Genomic DNA, 18,948 nt, shown 5'->3' on the forward strand with positions numbered 1-18,948 from the left:
CTTAGTGCATAGTTGGCATTGCAGGGAAGCCACCATCAGCTTCCAGTGCACGGATATAATCATCGTGAAGAATGCAAAGACCTTCGCGTCCTTTGGCTGATAGACGAGGGCCGTGTTCTAGTGAGATATCAAGAAAATCGATATACACTCGGACAGTAAAGTCAGCCCATAATGCTTTCCCGACTGTTTCAACCATGATCCGTTCTAAGTTTTCACTTAGTGCAAGGCGCAGAGGAGCAGGGTAAATACTCAGTGACGATTTGCCATTGCTGTAGATGGTTGCTAAATCAATGCCGCCGTTACCATTTGGCACCTCAATAGTGCCATTTTTCTCTTGTTGTTCTTGGATAAAGCAAGCCACTACCACCCAGCGCCAAACTGAAACACGTTGTTCTGGTGTTAGCGTGTCTGGTTCATCAGCTAACTTACCCATCACGGCAGCGGCTAAATACAAGCCTTTTAGTAACTCCTTATCGTAGTGACCACTTTCAAGCGCATTAACCGCTTCAGAATAAGAAATCAAAGTGCCATCGTCGGCAATAACGCCATTACCTGCATCAGTAAAATAAGCCATTATTTAGCCTCCGGTGTGTAGATAGCTTTGTCGTGTGAAAACTCACCGTTCCATGTCTTTTTCATTGGAAGCTCACCTTTCATATAAAGTTGGTATAAACGGTGGCAACCTTTTTCCAATAAGACAGGTGTCACTTTTATAAATTCTTCCATGCCATGAGGAGTGACTTTGGTTTCTTCCTCTGTGAGATATTTATCCCGAGCGTATGAAGCAACTCGCCACTTAGGAGACTTCTCAAGATCACGGCGTGAGTTATAAACCCAGTTTCGCTTTGAAGCCCACCACATCATTTTGTTAACATTTACACCATTAAGCGCCTTGCAAAATGAGGTGATCGTTATGCCTTTGCTGAAATGTTTACCTAGGCTTTCTACTGTCGCGTTGAGATGTTTATTTTCAAGCTGGAAAGCTTCTGCGCGGTCTTCAGCTTCAATTACCATCAGTGCAAGCTGTTTTCGACTCACCTCAGTCGGTGCAGGGCGAAAGTAAGCATCTTCCATTTTTTCAAAGAAAGACCAGGCCTCGTCACTATCGACAATTTTCGACATGCGGGCAGCACCTTTTTCGGTCCATAGGGTAACGCTTCTAGCTTTGTTTGAAATTTGTGCGTAACTATTAGTTACTCGCAAATCTTTTAGTTCATCACCTGAAACGGTGTGGCAGTGAACCCCTTCAATAAATCGTTCTTTATTGCGAGATAAATTGTTGCGGATATTGGCTTCATCAACGCCATAACCAGCCGCTAATGTTTCCGTGGTGACAACTCGGACACCTTTCCATTCAATAACGGGTAATGAGTTGGCATTAATTGTGATTAATTCGCTCATAATTAAACCTTCTTAATATCAATGTTTAACTTTTTGGCTAATCGGCGTTGCTGTCTATTTAATGGCATTCGAATGTCATCGCCGTTTCTTTCAAATTGGGATAGGTGTTTGCAAACATTGGCATAATCTTTAACTTCATTTCTTTCTAAACTAAGCCCTTGGGCAATTGTCATGCCTGCAATACCTTGCTGAGTTCTGCTGCGTTTTCTTTTGCTCATAAATAACTCTCCGTCACTTTAATTTTTGCTTTAGATAAACAACGGTCAGTTGCTTGGCTGCTTATTTTCTGCTGATCACTTAACGCGCCATTTACTGGCGGTTTGGCAATGTAAAAAGCTTTGTTATATTGCTCAGCGGCACGTCGATATAACTTTCTATCTTCAAGTGACTTGCCAGTATTCATATAATGTTCAAAGTTACTCACAGCTCATCTCCGAAGTTTTATTAATATTGGCTTCCAGTAATTCGGCTTCTTTTTTACTTTTGATTTTTTCCCTTGCTTTTTTATTACGTTCTTTTTGTTTTTCTTCATATTCAATTGCGCGAGTTAATAAAGAATTACGCAGTGAGTTGTGCTCTATTCGATATTCAGCCCACCGCAAGTCTTTTTCTGTTCTGGCTAAATATTTAGCCTGACCCCACAATATGGATGCTTCTAAATAATCACCGGCTTGTTCTGCTTTTGCTGCCTGTTGTGCAATACTTAAATAACTTGGCTTCATTTATTCATTTCCTTTTGATGTAAATGTTCAGCAATGAGCAAAGTAATATCACTAATGAACTCTTTGCCTTCGTCGGTTAGCTTTCCGTGTTTATTGTAAAAACTATCGTAGACTTCAATTATTTGCTGGTCGGTTGCTCCTGCTTCTTTACGGCAAATGTTATTTTCGTATAAGTTGATTAATGATTGTTTTAATACCTCAGTATCTAAATCAACTCGGTATTTAATACCATCGACAGTTCGCTCGAATGTTGATGCTTTCTTTTTTCTTTTTAGATAATCAAAGATTGCATCAATAAAATGTTTTCTTCTTTTATCTAATAAAGTTGATTTTTCCATTTAATTATTCCTGAATTTAGATAAGGGGATTCCATCAGCATTGGCGCTGATTTAAATTTAATTTTATTTTTTAATTATAAGTTTTGAGCGGCTATTAACTTTTTATATACTTCATTAGCTACGATATCTGCATCTTTGCATTTATCTTTTGCTTTTTCGTATTCCATTTCAAGGCGTTTAATTTCACGTTCTTTTTTCAGCTTTTCACTTAGCACAGCATATTTAGCTTCTTTACGCTCCATGAAATGTTCAGTTGGCTCACCTCGTTTGTGTGCAATAGTACCGTTTTCAAGGGTAACATGTTCATCTTCATAGTTTGTTTCAATACCTTTTTCACGGAACTCGCGTTCTGTTAGGATGCTAGATAGTTTATTGAGAGCCGCACGCTCGCTGAGATATGCACGCTTGGCGCCATTGATGATGTATACGGGACGCTCGACAACCTGAATCTCAAATCCCGTTGCTAATTCAATTGCTTTAACCATGACTTTATTTCCTTAAAAGTGACAAGACGCTATGTTTAATTGCTGGGGATATTCCCATGATTTTTTTTGCTTCGCGTGAAGCTTTTTCATATTTAAAAAATGAATCCACTAAATTATAATTTTCACCGACTAGTTTATAAATATTACATTTCCAATTTAAATCACCAGCGTAATCTTCTGGGATATTAATATATTTTGGTAGTGGCTTGTTTTGAATCTTGCACAAAGCAATAATATTATAAGTTGTATTATTCATAACTAATCCGTATTCATTGCGTGCTCTATTCCTGCCAATGTAGCACTGGTCATTAAATCAATTTCATTAAGCAGCCCAATAAATCTACCCGCTTCTTTAGGGTAAGTGGTGAATAGCTTATTTAATAATGGCTGCATTTCTAATTTTAATTCTCTGGTATACCTTTGAGCACAAGATGCAGTTTTATGTAAATTAGAATGCTTTTTCTCGATAGGAAGTAACATTAAACTATGCATTGGAAACCTCAATTTTTAATTTAACTATATTGTCATTTGCTTTTTCTATTAATTTCAATGCAGCTTCTAAAGTGTTTTCAATATCTTCATTGTCTAAGATTGCTGAATTTAAAACGGTATTTATAATTGCTCTAGCATAAGTTAACTCTGTATTTGCCGAGTTTCTTAATTCAATATTGTCATTCATTGTGATTTACCTGTTTCAATATCACAGACTTCGAGAGATACAATAACTTGAACACTGTGAATCCAATAATGTAAGTTTTCCACATCAATAGTTTTATTGTTGGATAAAACATTTAGTTTAATGTGATTAAGTAAGGTGCTTATTTCAGTTAATCGTCGCTCTCGCCTAGTTTGAAATTTTGCTTTCCGTACATCTTCAATAAGCAAATTAATTTCATCTTGGACAGCGTTAAACTTATCAATATTAAGCATCGCTCCCCCCCCCTAAACACCTTTCTATTTCATCCTCAGCTTGACAGATTAATTCATTGGCAATGTGACGTTCGCTTGAATCCCTATTTAGAAATTGTGCTGCAACCAGAAAAGCTTTAACACGATGCATTGTGTCTATAAGCTGGCTAGCATCAGCCGTTATTAATTTAGCCATGTCCATTATCCCGTTGTGCATTTTCTTCAATTAACCAACCTGCTACAGGGTTTGATAGTTCGTAAGCCAATTCAATTAAACTATCGATAACTGGATCGCCTGCAAATTGGCTATTTAACTGGAATAGTACTGCATTCAGTTGGGCGCTTTTTTTTGCGGCGACACTTAATTTAATTTCGTGTGACATGTCACGCTCCTACAGGTGTTTGTGATGCTAGTGATAAAACATAATCACGAACAAGTTGTAATTTTGCTGATTTCAAATCAGCTGCATAAACCTCTTTGCGTTCGGCTTTGGCTAGTGGATCACTGCGCTTTACAGCAAAGAAACAGAACTTAAACAGACCTGTACGGATATCAGGTTTAAGTGTATTGGTATTTGACGCATAATGTATAGTCGGCATTTTTTAAACCTTAAAATTATGATGTGCTTTTAGTATTACCACTAGTGATAAATAAGTCAACACCGCAAGTGATATTATTTTATCACCAAAGGTTATATATTTGATTTTGAAAGGGATAAAAAATAAAAAAGCCCGGCGTATTTATCGCTCGGGCTTGGGGATTTGATGTGTTTGGGAGTTAAAACGTGTCGTCAGGCCACTGGGACTTAACTACTTTGCCAATAATATGACAGTCAACTCCACAAGGTATTAGTTCATATCTAGGGTTCAATGGTTCAAGATATGGTCGGCCTGCATCTCGAATTAATCGTTTAAATGTGAACTCATCACCATTCATTCTAGCGATACAGAAGTCCCCCGCATCAACAGGCTCTTCAGGATCAACAAGTATCAGCATCCCTTCAGGGAAGCTAGGGCGACCGCCTTGAGGGGCTGTCATTGAGTGGCCTTCAACCTCTAACCAGAATGCGCTGTCGCTTGCTTTTCTAGCTGTAGGGATCCATGCAACAGCATCTTTTTTGGTGTAGGAATGTTCATTTTCAGTGAATGAACCTGCTTGTACCTTTGAAAGCAAAGGGTATTCGTATGTATTAATAATCTGTTCTGAGTTTGATAAGACGGATTGATAAACCTCCCGAATTTCTTTAGCTAGAAATGGGCTTATGTCCTCAACGGGGACATCCAATATTTTAGCAAATTTAGCTGCATGCTCATGATTGATGGCATTTACACCATTTAACAATTGAGCTACTCCGCTTTGTCCCATTCCAAGCATTTCACCAAGAATTTCTTGCGAAAGCCCTAGATCTTTTTTCTTAGATTCAAAAATAGATTTTAGGCGAATGGCATCTGCTTTCTGTTCATCAGTCAACGGTTTCTTTTTCATGTGACAATAATATCACCTCTGGGAATAAAAACAATCACCGCAGGTGTTGATTATTTTATTATTAGCGGTGATAATCCTCTAAGGAGGGACATTCATGGAAAAAATTGAATTGTCAGTATTAGTTTCAACGCTGGGGCAAAAAAAAGTTGCTGATCTGTTTGGTATTCAGCAAAGCGCGATTAATAAGGCCATAAAAACTAATCGAAAAATTTTCGTCATTAAAGTTGATGGCGAAGTTGTCGGCGCAGAAGAGGTTAAGCCTTTCCCTAACAAGCCTAACAGTGATTTTTATGCACCAGATACACAACATACCGATGCCTAAGCATTACTTTCCTGATGACGCTAAGTGGATTCAGGAAATGTTATTGCAGCTGTCACCTAGTGCGAGAAACAGGGCGCTGGTGGCTTATTCAGAAGTGTATCAGGAGCATTGGGAATTAGAGCCAGTTTCATATCGCAAAGACAACAAAGCGAGACATGAAGCGAACTCAAGGCTAAGGCAGTACGTGAGACGTTATTCGAAGGCAATGCAAGGTTATACCTCAGCGCCGTTGTTGGTTGGTCAGTAATTCATTAAGGAGGATTTAGAAGTTAAGACGTTTAGCCGTCTAGATTGTTTTCTGGGGAAGAGGGGAAAACTTTCTAAGGGGGTAAGGGGGTTGATCTTTGAAAGGGGTGTTAGGGAAGGCACTGCCAAGGAAGGAGTTAGATCTTAAATATAGATCTCTATAGGGGTTATAAATACCACCAGCCGTTTAGATGGCTAAATGATAAATATTCCAAAGGCTTCGTCCTTGGCAGGGTAGATTATTCAAGTGAGGAACGGATGTTAAACATTACACCAAATTTTGCACAGGAACGCGGTTTAGCTATGTTGCGTGAACACTGGAAGCAAAACCGCACGTTTATGATTTATAGTCCAACAGGGAGTGGTAAAACAGGGTTAGCCGCATTTATCACAAACGGTTATATCAATCGCAATATGCGAGTTATGTTCTGTGCGCCATATACAAACCTGATCGCCCAAACATCTGAGCGTTTTCAAGAATATGGCATACCAATGGAAGAAATCGGATTTGTTTGGGCCAATCATCCCAATTATGACCCAACAAAATTAATCCAAATTGCCTCAGCAGATACGGTTATTCGTCGTGAGTTTCCTGACAACATTGATTTACTCATCATCGACGAGGCCCATTTACGCCGTAAGAAAATACTCGAAGTCATTCGTGATACTGACCTCAAAGTAATCGGGCTTTCTGGAACACCTTTTTCCCCATTTCTTGGTGAATATTACGAAAGGCTGATTAAACCTACTACGATGAAGGAACTTATTCAGCGTGGGGATCTAAGTAAATACGAATTTTACGCTCCGACAAAGCCAGATTTATCAAAAGTGAAATCAATTCGTAGTGAGGAATTCGGTAGTGATTATAAAGAGGCTGAAATTGCTGAAATTATGTCAGGTGCGGATTTGGTTGGCGACGTGGTTGATAACTGGCTGGCTAATGGTGAAAACCTACCAACGATCTGTTTTTGCGTCACTGTCAGCCATGCAAATTATGTCACCGTTGCTTTTAACCGATCAGGGGTAAATGCGGAAGTCATTACAGCTGATACGCCACATGATGAACGTCGAGTCATCATTCACCGTTTCGAACAGGGTGCAACCAAGATCATTGTTAATGTCGGAACGCTTGTCGCAGGTTTTGATAGTGATGTTCGTTGCATCATTTACGCCCGACCTACTAAATCAGAAATCCGCTGGGTGCAGTGTCTTGGTCGCGGATTACGTAAAGCGCCGGGCAAAGATAAATGTCTCATCTTTGATCATTCCGGTTCTGTCCATCGCTTAGGCTTTCCTGATGATATCGAATATGACGAATTGCCAAGCAAAAATGACGGCATGAAAGAGGTTAACAGTGTTCGTGAGCAGGAAAAACGCGAGAAGAAACCGAAAGAATGTACCTCATGCCACTACATGAAGCCTGCAGGTGTTTATGCTTGTCCTAAATGTGGATTTAAGCCACTCGCCGGGGAAGACGTCGAAGTCGATACAACACGCAATATCAAAAAATTAGGTAAGACTGAAAAAGTTTATACCCATCAGGAAAAGCAAAGTTTCTATTCCCAACTTAAATATTACCAAAACGTTAGAGCGGTTGAAGGCAAGCCGATTAGTGACGGGTGGGTAGGTCACACATTTAAAGAAAAATTCGGTGTATTCCCCTATGGGCTACACAGCACCCCTCAAGAGATTACACCAGAGGTTAGCAATTTTATTAAACATAAGCGGATCCGTTTCGTAAAGGGTCAGCAAAAAGCAAAAGAGCAGTTCGCACGTATTAAAGGTCAGTTAAAAAATGGCACACCACAGCAAGGAGCATTACTTTGAATACAATTAATGCCGCAAAAGGACAATGGGCAAAAATATTTGCGCACTATGGGCTACCCCCTATAACTGGGCGTAAACACTTTAAAGGCAAATGTCCATTATGTGAGAGAAAGGGCAAGTTTCGTATTGATGATAAAAATGGGCTAGGCACATGGATTTGCACCTGTGATTCGGGTACAGGCTTTCAGTTACTGGAAAAAACACAAGGTAAGAGTTTTAAAGTTCTGGCTGATGAAGTGGATATGCTTCTTGGCAATCACCGAGAAAATATAACCCCTAAGCCACAAACTAAAGATACCTCAATTGCAGGATTTAGGGATCGGGTCATTAAGTGCTATTCAAACCTAAAATCACTGAAAGATACCTCAGCAGCGAAATATCTACACAATCGAGGTATCTATGAGCTGCCGAGTGAACAGGTTAAATTTTGTGATAAGCAACCCGTAAAACATAACCCTAACAGCTTTCAAGCTATCTGGTCGCTTGCAACAGACTCAAAAGGGCAGCTTTGTTACCTGCATAGGACGTATTTAGAAGGCGATAAAAAAGCGCGGCTATCTCTGGTCAAACGAATGGACTCGTTGCAGGAGGATAATTACTTAGAGTATGCAAACTCAGTCGCTATCCGTATGTTCCCCGTAGCTTCAACGTTGGGGATCGCTGAAGGAATCGAAACCGCACTTTCCTGTAAGCAAATCTATGGTGTTAATACTTGGTCGACAATGAATGCTGGACATATGGCGAAGTTTGTCGCTCCAAAAGGTGTTAAGCACCTGATTGTTTTCGCTGATAACGATTGGAGCGCAACGGGTGAGGCGGCAGCTTATGAATGCGCCAGAAAAAACCTAGTAGCCAACAATGATATAGAAAAAGTAAGCGTGAGATGGCCTGACCTAAACGATTTTAATGATTTGCTCACTCAAGGTTGTGAAGCAAGGGAACGTGTTTTTATTCGGAAACAAAGAGAGGCGGCTTAATGAAACTCGAAAATGCACTGAAAAACTTTCACCCTAAGTCACCTACATTCGGCAATGTAGCAGGTTGTACTTCCCCTGACCGAATAACGGGAACGGATATCATGGCAGCTATGGGGATGACTGAATCACAAACTAAGTTTGGTATGACGGCTTTTTTGGCGAAAAATGATATCAGCGAAGAGGATAAGTTTTCTACGGTAGAAGCCTTAACCCAATACGCTAAAAAAATCACACCTAAGCTGGTGGCTAAAGCTGCAGGTAAAAAGTTGGGTTATTGCCTAATTATTCTGGCCAAGATGGCATTTGAAGATTATGCCCGTTCAGCTGGTTCAGTTTTTCCATGTTCAGCATGTAGCGGTAAAGGTCTTATTTATAAGCGCAAGGACGTAGTCAAACATCCTGGTATAACTAGACTAGACGGAACTGTAATTATTGAGCCGTGGACGAAAAATGAAGAAGTGGGTGAATTGTGCCAAGAGTGTAATGGTAAGGGGCGACTAGCACACCGTTGCCGCTGTAAAGGACGGGGTAAGGTATTAGATGACATTCAAACTAAGCTGCAGGGCGCGCCTGTATTTAAAGATTGTCCTCGTTGTGCGGGTAAGGGGTTCAACCGGGTGCCGTCGTCTGTGGCATATAATGCGATAAAACACTTAGTGCCTGATTTAACTCAATCGTCATGGTCACGAAATTGGAAGCCATTTTATGAAAAGTTAGCTAGTAAATGTTTTATTGAAGAAAGTGCGGCAGAACTGGCATTTAGCAGGGTAATAAAATAATGTGTTTTATTTGATTTTTGCATAGAATTGGCTTATTATCTTCTAATAATGGACATTCTATACCTAGTCGCATTAAACCAATTCAAGGCCTCGCTAAATCAGCGGGGCTTTTTTGTGCCTAAAACAAACATAAGACTTGCTGTTACGTTTGGTCAGAGTTACATGTGTAGTTATGCACAATAACTGACCAGAGGTTTAAAAATATCATGTTAAAACAGTGTGATATGACAGAAAGGGCAAGGCTTGTATTTAATGCGGTTACAGAGGAACCAGCCACAGTAGGTGAAATCGCATGGCTTAGTAATCTAACCGATTCATGCTGCCGATTAATACTGACCCAGTTAGCGATGGCGGGTTTAATCAAAGAAAACATCAAAGAAAGTACATATCAAAATATCTAGCACTGTGAAAATGGGCGGCTGGTGGGTGTTGGTAGCACCTTACCAGCCATTCGCCCGTTGGATACGGATCACGGACAAACTAAAGCCCACTGCTTATGTGCACAAAGCAAGTGAAGCTTATCAAAAAAGGTTTCCATGATCTATGAAAAACACTGTGAATTTAAACAGTATTAATTTAGTCAATGACGACTCACTCAGCTACATAAAGACACTTCCAGATAATTGTATTGACCTAATTGCAACTGACCCACCTTATTTTCAAGTTAAAAGCTGTAGTTGGGATAATCAGTGGGAAAACGTCACTGCATATTTATCGTGGCTTGATGAAATGCTTGCGGAATTTTGGCGTGTTCTGAAGCCAAGCGGCAGCTTATATATGTTTTGTGGTTCAAAGCTGGCGGCTGATACGGAATTATTAGTGCGTGAGCGGTTCGATGTGCTTAACCACATTATTTGGGCTAAACCATCGGGACCATGGCGACGACAAAATAAAGAAAGCCTGAGAAGTTATTTCCCTGCAACTGAGCGTATCTTGTTTGCTGAACACTATCAAAGCCCTTACAAGGGAAAAAGCAGTGGTTATCTTCAGCGACGTAGAGAGTTGAAAGAAAGCACGCTGAGGCCATTGATTGAATATTTTAAGCAAGCAAGAGATTCATTAGGCATAACGGCAAAGGAAATACATCAGGCCACTGGAAAGCAAATGGCTTCTCATTGGTTTGGCTATAGTCAATGGCAATTACCGAACGAATCAGACTACTTGAAGCTACAAGAGCTATTTAACCAAGTGGCGGTAAAAAAGTTCAGCGACAGTCCACTAAGCCGCCAGCACGCTGATTTAGTCAGTGAACAAAAGCTACTAAATCGTGAATATCATGAGTTATCCCAGCAATACCAGCTACTAAGGCGCCCATTTATTGTGACTGTTGATGTTCCTTACACTGATGTATGGACATATCCACCAGTACAGTATTACCCCGGTAAACATCCATGTGAAAAGCCTGCTGTGATGATGGAACATATTATCAATAGCAGTAGCCGCGAGGGTGATGTGGTGGCTGATTTCTTCATGGGTTCTGGCGCAACAATAAAAGCAGCATTAAAACTCAATCGTCGAGTTATAGGAGTTGAACTAGAAACCGACAGATTTGAGCAGACCAAAATGGAGATAAATAAAACCTCCAGTTTCTAATTTTTAATTAACTCGGGCACTCCGTAGGGGGTGAAATCATGCGTATGGATAAATATAGCAACGCAGCCTACGGTAGTGCTGGGCTTACAGCATTCTTTGCAAGCTTATCGCTTTATGAATGGGGTTTTATTATTGGGATGGCATTCAGCATCATCCTAGGCTTGGCGACTTTCTTCATGAATAGACGGGAACAACGAAAGCGAACTCGTTTATTTGAAGATCTGGTCAATAAGACTGACCCGCAAAACCCCTCAGCAACTGCACGAAAAGCCGCTGAACTTATGGCGAAAGCACCAAAGGATATCTAATGTCACTCAAACAAAAACTAACTGCGCTTGTCAGCGCAGGGGCTACGGCTATCGCTTTAACAGTGATTGCTCATTTTGAAGGTGTTAGATATGAGCCTTATGAAGACGTGGGCGGTGTATTGACGGTTTGTTATGGCCACACAGGAAAGGACATCATCCCTAATAAAATTTACTCCAAAGATGAATGTAATGAGTTGCTTGAATCAGACTTTCAGCGCACAAAACAGCAGGTAGATAAGTTGGTTAAGGTGCCAACTGACGATTACACCAAAGCTGCTCTGTATTCATTTGCATTCAATGTTGGTACCGGCGCATTTGCTAAGTCGACAATGCTTAAAAAGCTAAATGCAGGTGATCAATATGGTGCTTGTGAAGAGCTGAAAAAGTGGGTTTATGCTGGCGGTAAGGTATGGCGTGGACTCGTTAATCGAAGAGAGGCGGAGGCGGCTATATGTCATGGAAACCTATAGTGGCTGTAATTTTCTTTATGCTGCTTGCGATATCAATGATTGTATCTGGTGCCTACAGACTCACTGACAACACATGCGGTATTGATAAAGCCAGTTTAGAAAAGCGTTGTCAAAAAGCCATCGAACACTACAAGGGTAAGCAGGTGAATTATGAAATTCGATAAATCATTCTGGTTATTCATTATGGTTGTAGGAATGGGCTGGTGGGTTGTTACTGTTCACGATAACAACAAACTACTTGAAAAAGAGAATGAGAGACTACAAAAGGACAATACGAATAAAAGCAAGATAATTGCCAGTCAATCATTTGAGTTCAACCACATCAATCAGCTAACCAGTACAGCATACCGCAATGGGCTTCTATCTGAAGCGAAATCGCAGGAGAAAGTCATTGAATACCGAACCATTCTCAAGAAAGAGCCTACTTGTGATCTTGTTGTGCCTCAGTTTGTTACTGATGGGCTGCTCAACTACACATACCGTTTACGAGCCAGCACCTTGTATGGAAATCCCGAGCGTATTGACGCAGCAGGTGTTGGTGCCATTACCGCCAGAAAATTAACATATTGTCAGGCTATCGAGTGGATAGATCCTTTATTGAAAACCATCGATAAAGCGAATACGAAACTTGAAGCCATAGAACAAGCAAAGAAAAAACCACAGGCTAATTAACCTAATTCCCATGATGAGGAACGCGCCGCATTGTCGCTGTCTCATATGTTAGCTATGACCTATCTTCCTTATGTAGTGAGCGCATACCGAGAATCAAAAACAATGAATACCACCGTTTTGGTTATTTGTCGGGCATATCACAGTAACGTTTGCTGTGGGTAGAAGAAATGACGTGACTGCGGGAGAGACCGCTTTACTTTATGGTAGTCAATCAAAAAGCTTATTTTTATGAGTGAGCTTTCTTATTAACTATGAGGATGTGAGTATGGATAACCCAGTTGATGTCATGGTGGTTTTTTATAAACCAATAGGCGATGGCGAAACCCGCCTTGAACGTCGTACATATGGTAAAGAATTTGGTTTTACTAAGAAGCAAGTTGATTCAACAGAGTTTAAGCACAATCTTTCCTTTGCCTTGAAGTGTGAGTTTGGAGCGGATATTGCCATTAAAGGGATAGCCGTAGTGGACGAAAGAAAAGAAAATCTGCGGCACATTAGATTGCTTTTCCGCACACCTAGCGATAAGGACATTGAGTCTATTATTGAAAGAGTGAATAGCGAGATGCTGGGTAAGCCATTAAATGATAAGACAGCAAGAGAAGCTCGTGAATTAGCACTAAAGTATGCAGCAGACATGATTTCAGTTGAGTCTGAACTAACGTATTAGTATTCATTGAATAGCTTTCTACAAACGTCATTCATAGAGTGGCGTTGATAGAGATTTATACAGGAGATAAACACGATGGCTAAACCGGATTGGGGGACGCTACAACAACAGTTCCTCGCCGCTCATGCCGAATCAGGAATATCCCCGAAAGAGTGGTGCGAAGAACAAGGGTTAAAATACTCAACTGCTAAGCGCTACATTAAGATTGCGAACGGTAGTGCGAATTCGCAAAAAAAAAGTGCGAATGAAACTGCGAATAAAAGAATTCGCAAAACTGAGCAAAGAACACCTAGCACTAATGTTACGCAAAATGAACAACTAGATAATTCGCAGAATGATACCCAAGAAAAGCAGGGGTTAATTAAGCCTCAGCACGAATCATTCGCACAGAATATTGCGCAAGGCATGACTCAAAAGGATGCTGCAATTTGTGCCGGCTACTCTCCGAGTAATTCGGAATCCCAAGCCGCAGTATTAATTAGGCGTCCTGATGTTCGCAGACGCATTAGAGAGTTACGCCAAGAAGCCGCATTACTTGTCACATTCAATGCTAAAGACTTGGCCGACCTCTCATACAAAGCAGCCAAAGACGCCCTACAAGATAAAAAGTTTGGTCAAGTAGCGCCAAACATAAAAAACGCCGCACAGCTAACCGGTATTGAAATGAACACCAATAAAACAGAGGTGAACGTTGATTTAGCTGGGTTAAGCTATGGAAAGGTTTGTATCGTTACTCCAGCGACATGCCCTCCTGAAGTTTGGGATGCGCATATGGAGAAACTACAAGAGGGAAAGCAGAGCACCCAACAATAATTGATGGCGTTCTTTATTCGTTTAGTAGCGATTGGGTTCCCTCGGTTCTATACGATAAGCCGGTAGGTTCAGTTCGTTGGCGCTGGACTTATGGCGGGCGCGGTGGTGGTAAATCCGTAGAGATTGCCCGAGCGCTTGTATTGTTGGGTGCTAATGAGTCAATGACGATACTTTGCGCTCGTGAGTTCCAAAACTCTATTAATGATTCTGTATTGGCATTGTTAGAGTCTGAAATCTACAGCCTTGGTTTATCTTACTTCTACAAAGTAAAGAATAATGAAATAGAAGGGCTTAACGGAACTCGGTTTACATTTAAAGGGCTACGCAACAATATCAACAGCATTAAATCGATGCATGGCATTCGTGTTTGTTGGGTAGAAGAAGCGCAAACAGTATCACAAGATAGTTGGGATATTTTAGGCCCTACCGTTCGAGCGAATAAATCCGAAGTCTGGGTATCGTTTAACCCGCGTGAAGAAACGGATCCAACCTACCAGTTAATGAAGCGACACGAAGCTGACCCGCCTGACGGTGGGGTTATCATTTTTCGTGTTAATTACAGCGATAACGCTTTTTTTCCTGATGTACTTCGTCATGAAATGGAGTATTGCAAGCGCGTTGATTATGAAGCTTATGAGCACATTTGGTTAGGGTTGCCTCGGGCAATCAGTGAGGCCGTTATCTTCTCTGGTAAGTATCGAGAAGAAATGTTCCCTGATGATTTGTGGCAACAAGCCGATAGGCTATTTTTCGGTGGTGACTTCGGCTTTGCCAATGACCCGAGCACATTAATTCGTTGCTTCATTATAGGGCGCAAGCTTTATATCGAATATGAGGCATACGGGGTAGGTGTTGAGATTGATGAATTATGGAAGTTCTATGCTGGTAAAGATGGGGCAACTGCGGAACAGCTTACGCAGTGGAAAGAGAGCGACGAAAAGAAATATCCTGGTATACCTCAGTCAAGGAAGTGGCCTATTCATGCAGACAACAGCCGACCAGAGACAATAAGTTATTTATCTCGCCAAGGCTTTGTTATTGATGGCGCAACTAAATGGCCCGGTAGTGTTGAAGATGGTATCGCATATCTTAAAGGCTTTGAGGAAATCATTATTCATCCTCGATGCAAGCACATGTTAGAAGAAGCCCGGCTGTATTCTTATAAAGTAGACAGAATGACGGGTGAGATTTTACCTGTAGTGCAAGATAAGCATAACCACTGCTGGGATGCGGTTCGTTATTCTCTTGATGGTTACATTACAAGTGAAGGTGATCTGGGTGTTTGGGCATCGTTGGGTAAGCAGACTTAATTGCTAAAAATAGCGCTTTCAAATTGAAATGGCGTCGAAATTGATTTCTGTTTTCTGTTAACAAATCAATAACAATATAACGGGCGATTTAGAGTGAGAAAACATCTACTTTTGCCCGTTATAGGTGACATTTTAATTGAGTGGAAAAGTCGCGATACACATAAGCACCATTATGTTAAATAGCCCTCCTTTTTAATAAATTATCATGAGGTTTAAATGTCTCGTAAGCAACGCCGAAACGGCGCAAAAAAGCCCGTTAAAACAGCTGACGGGTACAATAACTTCCAAGCTAAAATTGGCCCAGAAACACAGAACATTCAAACGGGCGGTACTTACGTACCCGGTTACATTACCCGTAACCGAACCATGCTTGAATTCGCTTATCGTTCATCGTTCTTAGTTGGCGCGGGTGTTGACGCTATTGCAGATGATATGACCCGAAAAGGCGTCAGTATTAGCTCAAGGCTCAAGCCAACGCAAAAGGGTAAGATTGAGAATTTCTGGGATAACGCAGCTATCTGGGATGGATTAAACGATACGTTAAAATGGTCTCGTCTTTATGGTGGCGCAATTCTTGTTGTCCTTATCGATGGACAAGATATTTCAACAGAGCTAAACCTAGAAACAGTGGATAAGGGACAGTTTAAGGGCGTAATGTGCCTTGATCGCTGGCAGTTAGACCCAACCTATGATGATTTAGTGACAGAGTATGGTCCGCATTTTGGAAAGCCGAAGTTTTACAGAGTAATAGCTGGAAATAATAAGGCGCAAGGTTGGGAAATACATTATTCCCGCGTAATACGAATGGAAGGTGACAAGTTACCCTATCAGCAAGCACTGACTGAGAATGGTTGGGGAATGTCGGTTGTAGAGCGTATTTTTGAGCGAATACAAGGTTTTGATACCGCTAGTGCAGGAACAACTCAGCTTATTCATAAAGCACACCTTAGAACCTACAGCATCAAAGGTTTAAGGCAGATACTGGCAACCGGTGGTGATTTAGAAAAAGGATTAATGCGGCATTTAGATATGATCCGCGAATTTCAAACTATTGAGGGTATGACGCTGATGGATTCAGACGATGAATTCGCCACTCATAGTTATTCTTTTTCAGGCATTGCCGATGTCATATTGCGCTTCGCTGAACAGGTATCAGGTGCTACTGGCATTCCACTTGTACGTTTGTTTGGTCAATCTCCCTCGGGGTTCAGTACGGGTGACGGTGACTTAGAAAACTATTACAGCCGTATTAACTCACTACAAGAGCGACACTTAAGGCGGCATATTCGTTGGTTGATGGATATTTCTTGGCGTTCATTATTTGGCGAAGAATTACCGGAAGACCTGACCTTTGAGTTTAATAAGCTTTGGGATATGTCAGATGCAGACCGAGCGACAATGGCAAACAATATCGCTACGGCATTGGGTTCATTGGTAGACCGACAGATTATCCCTATTCATGTCGCCATGAATGACCTGCGGAACATTTCTGATGTGATAGGTATTGGTGGTTCAATCACAGACAAGGATATTGAAGATGCGAAAGCCCAGTGGGAGGCGGATGAATTTGAAACCGGCACTGCGCCGTCGTTCGGAGATCCAATATCAACAAAGCCTACAGGCGATAGTGAGCCAGATAAACCAAATCGTCACTGGCTCTTACGATGGTTCTGAGCATAGCGCGGGGATCATCACCAGCAACCTAATTGATTATTCTCACATGTTGGATGAATGGTCTACGCTGGTGGCCCATAAAATGTTCTCACAAGTTGAGCGCGAAGAGTGGGGGCAGTGGCGATCTGTATCAGAGCAAATATCTGAGGGGTTGCGTGATGTGGTTGGTAATACACCAGTCGGTCAGGTGGCTCAAGATATTGTCTATCGCCAGATTCAGCTAATGAAATCAATCCCGATTGAAGCTGCTGAGCGTGTTCAAGATATTCAATCCCGAGCAATTGAAGCTGTTATCAATGGTGAGCGGCCTGATGCGCTGTATCAAATGATAATGGAAACGGGCAACGTAGCGTCCAGCAGAGCGAAACTTATCGCCAGAACGGAGGTAGGGCGAGCAACAGGCGCTCTAACTCAGGCGAGGGCATTATCAATTGGCTCGGAGGGGTATTGGTGGCGTATCGAGGGCGCAGGTACTAGACCGTCACATAAGAAAATGCGTGATAAATTCGTTTATTGGCATAACCCACCTACGCTAGATGGTATGACTGGGCATGCGGGATGCCTACCTAACTGTAAATGCTGGTCAGAGGTACATGTACCGAAAGCCAGATTCTAACAAGTCGCCTAGTGCGGCTTTTTTAATGTCTGCAATTTGGCAGGTAAAGCATGAAATATTTTTTTGTCACTAAGCTGGGGGAAACGCGATATCTCCAGCCTGATGGCTCATTGCTGTGTAAGAACGTCCCCATCGCGCGTACTGGCTCACAGGTTTACTTACCTGAAGAAGTTGGATTAGAGCCTGATGCTAGTGGAATGGTGACGGTGTACCGAACTGAAGACGAAGTGTTTTCAGAAGAAACAATGGCTTCATTTGAAGGTGTCGCAGTCACATTAAGGCATCCAGAAGATAAAGACGGCAATATCGTTTTTGTTAACCCCTCTAATTTTGCCGAATTAGCGCAAGGCCACATTCAAAATGTTCGCAGAGGGGAAGGTGATAAATCAGACCTACTTATTGCGGATGTGTTGGTTAAACGGCAAGAAGCGATTGACGCTATCAATGCGGGGCTGATTGAGGTCAGTTGTGGCTATGATGCGCAATACAAGCAGCTATCACCGGGCAAAGGGAAACAATATCAAATCACGGGCAATCACTTGGCTGTTGGACTTGAAAAAGGCCGGGCGGGTGCTCGTTGTTCTATCGGGGATTCAGCCCCAATCAAAAAGAAGGAGAGGCCTGTAATGTCATGGCTTAAAAAATTGGGTATCGCAATCAAAACGAAAGATGAGGCTGCATTACAGCAACTTATCGACGAAGCGCCGGATATGCCATCTGAGGGCATGAATTCTATTCCTGGTGTCACTATCAATATGAATACGCCTTCACAATCAACCGCATTACCTGTCAGTGAGCGCACCACAACCGATGAGGATAAAGATAAGCCTGAAAATCAGACCGGTGATAATGAAATCCCCGAATGGGCAAAGGCTATCTTATCGCGTTTAGAGAAGCTAGAAGGCAAAACGGCTGATACGGATCCTGACGATGATACCAAAACAGGGGATGACGACGAAGAAGAGGACAAAAAGGTAACGGGTGATGCGGCTTACCGTCGAAGCTTGATTGCTGATGCTGAAATCATTTGTCCGGGCTTTAAGCCTACAGGTGATAAAGGGATCAAGCGCCAAGTTCTTGATCATGCTTTCCGCACAGGTGATAGCGCTTACCTTAAATCATTTGGTATTCAAGACTACAGTAAAGCACCAAAAGCCACGGTTGATGCGGTCTTTAAAGGTGCAGTCGAGCTGAATAAAGCCAAAAATCATATTGCGCCTATCAATCAGGGTATTTCTACTACTGACGGCGCAACCCGCACTAAACACATGACCCCAGCGGAAATTAACAAACTTAACGCTGATTTCTGGAAGAAAAACAAGTAAAGGTAATC

The 18,948-nt window shown here is 41.7% G+C and carries 32 protein-coding genes; 17 read left to right on the top strand and 15 right to left on the bottom strand.

Annotated features, from left to right (window positions below; translation table 11 throughout):
• Position 1: 1 nt before the first annotated feature.
• From PR800_RS01185 to PR800_RS01255, 15 genes are all read right to left on the bottom strand, one after another.
• Positions 2-574 (bottom strand): hypothetical protein, encoded by a 573-nt coding sequence (locus tag PR800_RS01185; protein WP_272529996.1) that lies wholly within the window; start codon positions 572-574, stop codon positions 2-4.
• A complete protein-coding gene (locus tag PR800_RS01190) occupies positions 574-1,401 on the bottom strand; it encodes an ORF6N domain-containing protein (RefSeq protein ID WP_272529997.1) in 828 nt (275 codons plus the stop codon). The genes PR800_RS01185 and PR800_RS01190 overlap by 1 nt, the downstream gene beginning before the upstream one ends.
• A gap of 2 nt (positions 1,402-1,403) precedes the next feature.
• Positions 1,404-1,619, bottom strand: coding sequence for a hypothetical protein (locus PR800_RS01195; RefSeq protein WP_226693625.1), 216 nt, complete (start codon positions 1,617-1,619; stop codon positions 1,404-1,406).
• Positions 1,616-1,825, bottom strand: coding sequence for a hypothetical protein (locus tag PR800_RS01200; protein ID WP_225832880.1), 210 nt, complete (start codon positions 1,823-1,825; stop codon positions 1,616-1,618). Before PR800_RS01200 ends, PR800_RS01195 begins: the two co-directional genes overlap by 4 nt.
• The gene (locus tag PR800_RS01205; protein ID WP_105880980.1) at positions 1,818-2,123 is read right to left on the bottom strand and encodes an ANR family transcriptional regulator; all 306 of its coding nucleotides are present in this window, start codon (positions 2,121-2,123) and stop codon (positions 1,818-1,820) included. Before PR800_RS01205 ends, PR800_RS01200 begins: the two co-directional genes overlap by 8 nt.
• Positions 2,120-2,461 (bottom strand): hypothetical protein, encoded by a 342-nt coding sequence (locus tag PR800_RS01210; RefSeq protein ID WP_105880981.1) that lies wholly within the window; start codon positions 2,459-2,461, stop codon positions 2,120-2,122. Before PR800_RS01210 ends, PR800_RS01205 begins: the two co-directional genes overlap by 4 nt.
• Before the next feature lie 74 nt (positions 2,462-2,535).
• Positions 2,536-2,946, bottom strand: a complete 411-nt coding sequence (locus PR800_RS01215; protein ID WP_272529999.1) for a hypothetical protein — start codon at positions 2,944-2,946, stop codon at positions 2,536-2,538.
• Positions 2,947-2,950: 4 nt separating this feature from the next.
• Complete coding sequence (locus PR800_RS01220) at positions 2,951-3,202, bottom strand: hypothetical protein (protein ID WP_272530000.1); 252 nt, start codon at positions 3,200-3,202, stop codon at positions 2,951-2,953.
• A 2-nt stretch (positions 3,203-3,204) separates the two neighbouring features.
• On the bottom strand, positions 3,205-3,438 hold the full coding sequence (locus tag PR800_RS01225; RefSeq protein WP_272530001.1) for a hypothetical protein: 234 nt from the start codon (positions 3,436-3,438) through the stop codon (positions 3,205-3,207).
• Entirely contained in the window at positions 3,431-3,625 is a 195-nt protein-coding gene (locus PR800_RS01230; protein ID WP_272530002.1) for a hypothetical protein, read from the bottom strand. The genes PR800_RS01225 and PR800_RS01230 overlap by 8 nt, the downstream gene beginning before the upstream one ends.
• On the bottom strand, positions 3,622-3,876 hold the full coding sequence (locus PR800_RS01235; RefSeq protein ID WP_272530003.1) for a hypothetical protein: 255 nt from the start codon (positions 3,874-3,876) through the stop codon (positions 3,622-3,624). The genes PR800_RS01230 and PR800_RS01235 overlap by 4 nt, the downstream gene beginning before the upstream one ends.
• Positions 3,869-4,051: a hypothetical protein gene (locus PR800_RS01240; RefSeq protein WP_272530004.1), complete on the bottom strand. Its 183-nt coding sequence runs from the start codon at positions 4,049-4,051 to the stop codon at positions 3,869-3,871. The genes PR800_RS01235 and PR800_RS01240 overlap by 8 nt, the downstream gene beginning before the upstream one ends.
• Entirely contained in the window at positions 4,044-4,238 is a 195-nt protein-coding gene (locus PR800_RS01245; RefSeq protein ID WP_129466297.1) for a hypothetical protein, read from the bottom strand. Before PR800_RS01245 ends, PR800_RS01240 begins: the two co-directional genes overlap by 8 nt.
• 1 nt (position 4,239) lies before the next feature.
• Positions 4,240-4,455 (bottom strand): host cell division inhibitor Icd-like protein, encoded by a 216-nt coding sequence (locus tag PR800_RS01250; RefSeq protein WP_129466296.1) that lies wholly within the window; start codon positions 4,453-4,455, stop codon positions 4,240-4,242.
• A 178-nt stretch (positions 4,456-4,633) separates the two neighbouring features.
• On the bottom strand, positions 4,634-5,341 hold the full coding sequence (locus PR800_RS01255; RefSeq protein ID WP_132495058.1) for a LexA family protein: 708 nt from the start codon (positions 5,339-5,341) through the stop codon (positions 4,634-4,636).
• A 94-nt stretch (positions 5,342-5,435) separates the two neighbouring features.
• On the opposite strand from PR800_RS01255, the gene PR800_RS01260 reads away from it, so the two are divergent.
• The 17 genes from PR800_RS01260 (at position 5,436) to PR800_RS01340 (ending at position 18,940) form a co-directional block, all read left to right on the top strand.
• The gene (locus PR800_RS01260) at positions 5,436-5,663 is read left to right on the top strand and encodes a Cro/CI family transcriptional regulator (RefSeq protein ID WP_272530005.1); all 228 of its coding nucleotides are present in this window, start codon (positions 5,436-5,438) and stop codon (positions 5,661-5,663) included.
• Positions 5,664-5,706: 43 nt separating this feature from the next.
• Positions 5,707-5,910 (top strand): hypothetical protein, encoded by a 204-nt coding sequence (locus PR800_RS01265; RefSeq protein WP_442959871.1) that lies wholly within the window; start codon positions 5,707-5,709, stop codon positions 5,908-5,910.
• Between the two features lie 257 nt (positions 5,911-6,167).
• Entirely contained in the window at positions 6,168-7,736 is a 1,569-nt protein-coding gene (locus PR800_RS01270) for a DEAD/DEAH box helicase (protein WP_272530007.1), read from the top strand.
• Entirely contained in the window at positions 7,733-8,713 is a 981-nt protein-coding gene (locus tag PR800_RS01275; protein WP_272530008.1) for a DUF7146 domain-containing protein, read from the top strand. The genes PR800_RS01270 and PR800_RS01275 overlap by 4 nt, the downstream gene beginning before the upstream one ends.
• Entirely contained in the window at positions 8,713-9,492 is a 780-nt protein-coding gene (locus PR800_RS01280; protein ID WP_272530010.1) for an antitermination protein, read from the top strand. Before PR800_RS01275 ends, PR800_RS01280 begins: the two co-directional genes overlap by 1 nt.
• Before the next feature lie 206 nt (positions 9,493-9,698).
• Entirely contained in the window at positions 9,699-9,893 is a 195-nt protein-coding gene (locus PR800_RS01285) for a TrmB family transcriptional regulator (protein ID WP_226693608.1), read from the top strand.
• A gap of 142 nt (positions 9,894-10,035) precedes the next feature.
• On the top strand, positions 10,036-11,085 hold the full coding sequence (locus PR800_RS01290; RefSeq protein WP_272530013.1) for a DNA-methyltransferase: 1,050 nt from the start codon (positions 10,036-10,038) through the stop codon (positions 11,083-11,085).
• A 38-nt stretch (positions 11,086-11,123) separates the two neighbouring features.
• On the top strand, positions 11,124-11,393 hold the full coding sequence (locus tag PR800_RS01295; RefSeq protein ID WP_004912034.1) for an HP1 family phage holin: 270 nt from the start codon (positions 11,124-11,126) through the stop codon (positions 11,391-11,393).
• Positions 11,393-11,863, top strand: coding sequence for a lysozyme (locus tag PR800_RS01300; RefSeq protein WP_272530015.1), 471 nt, complete (start codon positions 11,393-11,395; stop codon positions 11,861-11,863). Before PR800_RS01295 ends, PR800_RS01300 begins: the two co-directional genes overlap by 1 nt.
• Complete coding sequence (locus PR800_RS01305) at positions 11,845-12,027, top strand: hypothetical protein (RefSeq protein ID WP_272530017.1); 183 nt, start codon at positions 11,845-11,847, stop codon at positions 12,025-12,027. The genes PR800_RS01300 and PR800_RS01305 overlap by 19 nt, the downstream gene beginning before the upstream one ends.
• Entirely contained in the window at positions 12,014-12,535 is a 522-nt protein-coding gene (locus PR800_RS01310) for a hypothetical protein (RefSeq protein ID WP_272530019.1), read from the top strand. The genes PR800_RS01305 and PR800_RS01310 overlap by 14 nt, the downstream gene beginning before the upstream one ends.
• 265 nt (positions 12,536-12,800) lie before the next feature.
• Entirely contained in the window at positions 12,801-13,202 is a 402-nt protein-coding gene (locus PR800_RS01315; RefSeq protein WP_272530021.1) for a hypothetical protein, read from the top strand.
• A gap of 75 nt (positions 13,203-13,277) precedes the next feature.
• The gene (locus PR800_RS01320) at positions 13,278-14,015 is read left to right on the top strand and encodes a terminase small subunit (protein WP_272530023.1); all 738 of its coding nucleotides are present in this window, start codon (positions 13,278-13,280) and stop codon (positions 14,013-14,015) included.
• Complete coding sequence (locus PR800_RS01325) at positions 14,015-15,325, top strand: PBSX family phage terminase large subunit (RefSeq protein WP_272530131.1); 1,311 nt, start codon at positions 14,015-14,017, stop codon at positions 15,323-15,325. Before PR800_RS01320 ends, PR800_RS01325 begins: the two co-directional genes overlap by 1 nt.
• Positions 15,326-15,541: 216 nt before the next feature.
• The gene (locus PR800_RS01330; protein WP_272530025.1) at positions 15,542-16,999 is read left to right on the top strand and encodes a DUF1073 domain-containing protein; all 1,458 of its coding nucleotides are present in this window, start codon (positions 15,542-15,544) and stop codon (positions 16,997-16,999) included.
• Between the two features lie 67 nt (positions 17,000-17,066).
• Entirely contained in the window at positions 17,067-17,615 is a 549-nt protein-coding gene (locus PR800_RS01335; RefSeq protein WP_336298212.1) for a phage head morphogenesis protein, read from the top strand.
• Between the two features lie 50 nt (positions 17,616-17,665).
• Positions 17,666-18,940: a DUF2213 domain-containing protein gene (locus PR800_RS01340; RefSeq protein ID WP_272530027.1), complete on the top strand. Its 1,275-nt coding sequence runs from the start codon at positions 17,666-17,668 to the stop codon at positions 18,938-18,940.
• Positions 18,941-18,948: the final 8 nt, after the last annotated feature.

This window comes from Providencia sp. PROV205 (genome assembly GCF_028479505.1).
Taxonomy (GTDB): Bacteria; Pseudomonadota; Gammaproteobacteria; order Enterobacterales; family Enterobacteriaceae; genus Providencia; species Providencia huaxiensis.